4 protein-coding genes are annotated in these 5,016 nt (G+C 44.5%); all 4 read right to left on the bottom strand.

The window, feature by feature from the left end; all coding sequences use genetic code 11:
- Positions 1–888: ABC transporter transmembrane domain-containing protein (locus AB4653_RS09220; protein WP_372103937.1), on the bottom strand; the 888-nt coding region annotated here is incomplete at its 3' end.
- Positions 885–2,531: an ABC transporter ATP-binding protein gene (locus AB4653_RS09215; protein ID WP_102258132.1), complete on the bottom strand. Its 1,647-nt coding sequence runs from the start codon at positions 2,529–2,531 to the stop codon at positions 885–887. The genes AB4653_RS09220 and AB4653_RS09215, both read right to left, overlap by 4 nt.
- Before the next feature lie 178 nt (positions 2,532–2,709).
- Positions 2,710–3,345: a CatB-related O-acetyltransferase gene (locus AB4653_RS09210; RefSeq protein WP_009845532.1), complete on the bottom strand. Its 636-nt coding sequence runs from the start codon at positions 3,343–3,345 to the stop codon at positions 2,710–2,712.
- Positions 3,346–3,765: 420 nt separating this feature from the next.
- Positions 3,766–4,878 carry an NADH:flavin oxidoreductase gene (locus AB4653_RS09205; protein ID WP_032555063.1) on the bottom strand — a complete coding sequence of 371 codons (1,113 nt, stop codon included), beginning with the start codon at positions 4,876–4,878 and terminating at the stop codon, positions 3,766–3,768.
- Positions 4,879–5,016: the final 138 nt, after the last annotated feature.

Genomic DNA, 5,016 nt, shown 5'->3' with positions numbered 1-5,016 from the left:
GACTGGAACCAGTACCAACCACCCGCCTAAAACACCTATCGCAAGTACAAAAATAAGAATGAATGGTAGGTCAAATAACGCATTTCCTAATGGCCCCGATAGCACACCTGAAATACGCTCTGACAACATCACTTGGTTTTGCTGACTAGAAGAAGCTGTTTGCTGATTTTGAGCATAGCTATTACGAAGCAGACGCTGCACGAGGGATTGAGAAATCTCACGACTTACTCGGTTGGAAACTGAAGCAAACACTCGGCTACGTAATGTTCTCAACCAACCCATCATCACAAACAACAACGCCGCGCCAATGGCGATACCTTGCAACTCATGCCCTGCATCACCACCAATCACATGGTCATAAATCGACATCGTGATGAAGGGAACAGCAAGCGCAAATAAGTTAGTGATAAAGCTGACTAGCAGCAATTTAGGAATAATGGGGCGAAACGCATGTAGTCGTTCGCCAACCCAATCAGGAGAAGCCTTCTCTAGTGGTGGACCTTCGATAACAATACAAAACTGAGGGACATCGGTAATGTCGTCATTGGCATTAAAGGCAACAAATTGCTTGGATTCTAAATGACCAGAGACCAGCTCATGTTCACCAAGTACCAGTAAGACCAATTTATGTTCACCAACTTCATCTAGGTTGGCAACCAAGCGATAAGGCAGTGCAAGCCTGTCGAACAAGGCAAACATATCGTCGATTGATTCAATGCCATTTTCATCGACCCATTGATGTGCGAACAACTGGATATTAGCATTAACTTCCAATTGCTTAAGAACGGAAAGGCTCTCGGTTTCTAAATGATTCATCACCTCTTGTCGACCGCTGGTATCTGCACGGTTGTTCGTACCTGAAGGGTTACCAATATCTAAACGATTCATACGACGGCCTCCTGATTGCTCTCGCTGTCGACCGTAATAGCTCGACTTTCCACTGTAATGATTCGATTGGCCAATTCGCGAAGTTTAGAATGGTAGCTCACCATCAGTATCGTCCGTCCTGCCGCCACTTCTTCTTCCAACACCTTCGCTAGGTTTCCAAGGGCATCTAAATCAAGCGAGGAATCTGGCCTTTCTAACATGATAATGGGCTTATCACTTGCCAGTTGAGTCGCGATATTGAGCATTTTCACGTTACCCATACTCAGCAGAGACGCACTCGTATGGCCAATTTGTGTCTCTAGTCCATCGGGTAATCGAGTGATTTCCTTGATTAAACCCAAACGCTTTGCATAGTCACTGGCGCTTTGTGTTTTCTCAGGGTCAAAGCCACACAAGTTGTCGAGAATAGTACCCGACACCAACTGCCCTTTAACGCCACAGTAGGCCGCAATATTGGTTACGGATGCGATTGAAACTGCAGCTCCATTAATGAAGCACTCCCCCGCTTTTAGATCATCAATACCTGCAATCGACGACAATAAATGACTGTTGGTGTGGCGATCCTCACTCTCTAACAATACCAATTCACCTTTATTCAATGTGACATCCGCATGAGCGAGTTCACCGTATCTTTCAACGGTCGCTTGCTTGATTTCCAACACCTCAAAGTCAGATAAGTGGTTCTCAGCTTGCTCAGAATCTGAAGATTCCGATAGTGACAAGTCACTCAATTTTTCTATTGCCTGATTGGCACTGTGTATTGAATTAAGCTTGATTCGAACTCCCACTAAAGCACTTAAAGGTGCAACCGCTCTGCCCGATAAGATAGAACATGCCGCCAATCCACCTGTGGTTAACTGGCCATCCAACACCCATAAGCTGCCCGTGATCACCAGTAAAACTGACGTAGCTAGTGCAGCAAGCTGAATACATTCTTGGGCGAAAGCGTTCTGTTCTTCTTCTCTCGCTTTAGACTGAGAGCGAACATTATTGAGGGATTTAAACTGATTAAAGATTCGAGACTCAACGGCCTGGCGTTTGATTCCCTGAATGGTTTGGCTTAGCAAAATCAAAAACGCTTTTCGCTCCTGCTCATCTTGGGAAGCCTCTTCACTCAAGCTTTTAACACGAATAGAAGATAACCAAACGATTCCAAGAGTAATCAGCCAAACTGCCAAAGGTATCGCCACCAGCTCACCGCCGATGTAAGCCACCAAGCCCAAGAAGATCAAGGCAAAAGGCAAATCAATAAAGCCTGCAATCACACCACCGGAATACCAATCTTTGACTTTTGATACTGAGCCCAGCCCCTCTTCCACGCCGCCAACACCAATGTGGCGAAGATGTCCTGATGAAGCCGTTGTTACTCTTTCAACCAAGGTTTGATAGGTCGCTTTCTCGGTATTGCTGGCCGCGGCTGACAAAAGCCAAGTACGCACAAACCGGATCAATGCTTCCATGGCAACAGCCAACGCTGCACCCGCCAACAACAAAGTGGCAGTACCGTAACTTTGGTTAGGTAAAATACGATCGTAAATTTGTAAAACCGTTAACGGAACGGCGAGAGAGAGAAGATTTATGAGTAAAGAAGGCAGTAGGACTTTCCCCACCACCCCTTTGTTTTTCATTGAACTTGCGGGCATACACAATCCTTATCCATGCTTATGAAATAAGATTGGTACACCATGTTGAGTATTGCAAGGTAACGGACTGATTTAACGTGTTTTTCAATATAAATATGACACAGATCTTTCTACACAAATCTGTGGCTATACCCGTACCTTAAAAACGCACCTTACAAATGCTCGTTACAAGCGCTCCTTACAAACAATTGTCGTAATCCGTTATCGCCTGCTTTAACTTTGAAAAGTCTGAGTTACATAAATGCTTCCTCAACGCTTCAAACTTCTCTTCTGGCCACTCGTATATTTTGAATGAAATGAGTTCGTCAATAACGGACTCATCAAAGCGGTATTTGACGACTTTAGCTGGAGAACCACCGACAATGCTGTAGGGAGCGACGTCTTTTGTCACAACACTGTTCGCTGCAACCACAGCGCCTTCGCCAATCGTCACACCGGGCATCACCATCGCTCGCATGCCTAACCACACCCCATCTTCAATGTGAGTATCGCCTTTGCCAATGTAGGCGTCTTCAATCACATCCATAAATGGATACAAACAGAACCAATCGACTCGGTGGGTATGGTTACCGCCCATCAGAATTACGACTTCAGCCCCGATACAAACATAGTCACCGATGTACAGTTCATCGATTTCCCAGCGAGGCTCCCACTGGCGGCTGACTTCGTCGCCGTGTAAATAGCGAACTACCGATTGTTCAAAACCGTTGTCCCAGCAATCGCTGTAATAACTGTGTTGACCTTTTACGTGAATATTGGGGTTGGTTACGACTTCATGCAGCAACTCGAATTTGGACCAATGCTTCTTTTGCATTTTTACCTCTGAATGATCTATTTAGTTTTATTCGTTAACTATCAAAATGTTCGACGATGCAAATCCAAGGTGCACAAACTAACGCCCTAAAAAAACAGGGTTCACTGGGATGAATAGTGAGTATCACGCTTAAATCATAGCAATGTCGCTAAAACTAAAGAGTCGTCAGTGGATTCGAGGTTGCTTAAGAAGAGGAAGTAATTTCACAGTTTGCTCAATTTGTTATCGATAACTTGGTTGGATAATTTACAGGCGCAGTGTATCTGTTTAATCGCGCCAATTTGACAGGAAGATGTGATTAATAAGGTTTCAAATTTCGTTTCGTGGAATACGGAATAAACAAGAGCCTGCGCGATTACACAGGCTCAAACTTAGACTCGGCTATAAACTTCGGTTCTCGCTTGAAGCTAGGTTCAGCGACTACATGCGAGCAAGCTGTACTTTTCTGTCTTTATTCACCACGCAGAAGTTGCCGCGCTTAGTGCGACACTTAGAGCATCGTTCGCATTCAACAGGGCTTCTATCCCCTTCCTTCCAACGCTTAACTAAATGCGGTTCAGAAAGCAGCGGTCTTGAAAGAGCGAAGTATTCAATACCTGTGTTGTTTGCAATCGCTTCGATAGCATCAAAATCCGTCAATCCACCCACAGTGATCACCGGAATATTAACGTCTTGGCTGATCGCGTGACCATACTCATGGAAGTAGCCTTCAGCTTGAATGGTAAAGCCATCGTGCGACTCGCCAATCATAGTGTCTGCTTTACCATGAATATTACCTGACAGGACAATGCCATCCACGCCCACTTGTTCAAGCTTTTTACAGACAATACGTGTTTCCTCAAAGGTGACACCACCTTCAAAAAACTCCGATGCAGTGAGTTTAACTAAGATAGGGAAATCATCACCCACCAGCTTACGCGTCGCGATATAGATCTCTAACAAGAATCTCATGCGGTTTTCTAAGTTACCGCCGTACTCATCTTCACGTTGGTTGTAGTAAGGGCTTAAGAACTGATTAATCAGGTAAGTGTGAGCAGCATGAATTTCAACGCCATCAAAACCTGATTTTTGTGCTCTCAATGACGCTTGAGCAAAGGCATCAACAATGTAATCAATTTCGTCTTTGGTCATCGCTTTACCCAGTGTTTGAGTCCCTTTTTCAGGAACTTCACTTGGTGCAAAGATCACTCGTTCGCCAAGATCATGCGTGGTCTTTGTGCCACCGTATGCCAATTGCATGACGATTTTAGAGTCGTTGTCATGAACCAATTGAGTGAGCTTTTGATACTCTGCAATGAATGAGTCGTTATACATACCAATCATGCCCGCATTTGGCTTTTCTTCTTCAACGATGTTCGCGTAACCCGTTACGATCAGGCCGACTTCACCTTGAGCCAACTCTTCATAGATAGCGTACAGTTTATCTGTCATATGCCCATCTTCGGTGGCCATATTTTCCCACGTTGCACTTCTCATGAAGCGGTTCTTCAATGTCATGCTGCAGATGCGTGTTTCTGTAAACAAAGTGCTCAAGTCTTATCCTCATTAAATCTTTATGATGTTTGGCCATTATAAAAGACAAAAGAGAACCACTTCTTTTTCACAAAGTGACTCTCTTTTGTCCATTACTGAATGGGCGTTGATTTATGCGGATAGTACAGAGAATAAGAC

Source organism: Vibrio sp. 10N.222.48.A3, assembly GCF_041475345.1.
Lineage (GTDB): Bacteria > Pseudomonadota > Gammaproteobacteria > Enterobacterales > Vibrionaceae > Vibrio > Vibrio tasmaniensis_A.
This window is presented reverse-complemented; position numbering and strand designations above follow the sequence as displayed.

Coding starts and splice junctions, on each gene's coding strand:
- AB4653_RS09210 (WP_009845532.1), bottom strand. CDS start 3,345: ATGCAAAAGAAGCATTGGTCCAAATTCGAGTTGCTGCATGAAGTCGTA.
- AB4653_RS09215 (WP_102258132.1), bottom strand. CDS start 2,531: ATGCCCGCAAGTTCAATGAAAAACAAAGGGGTGGTGGGGAAAGTCCTA.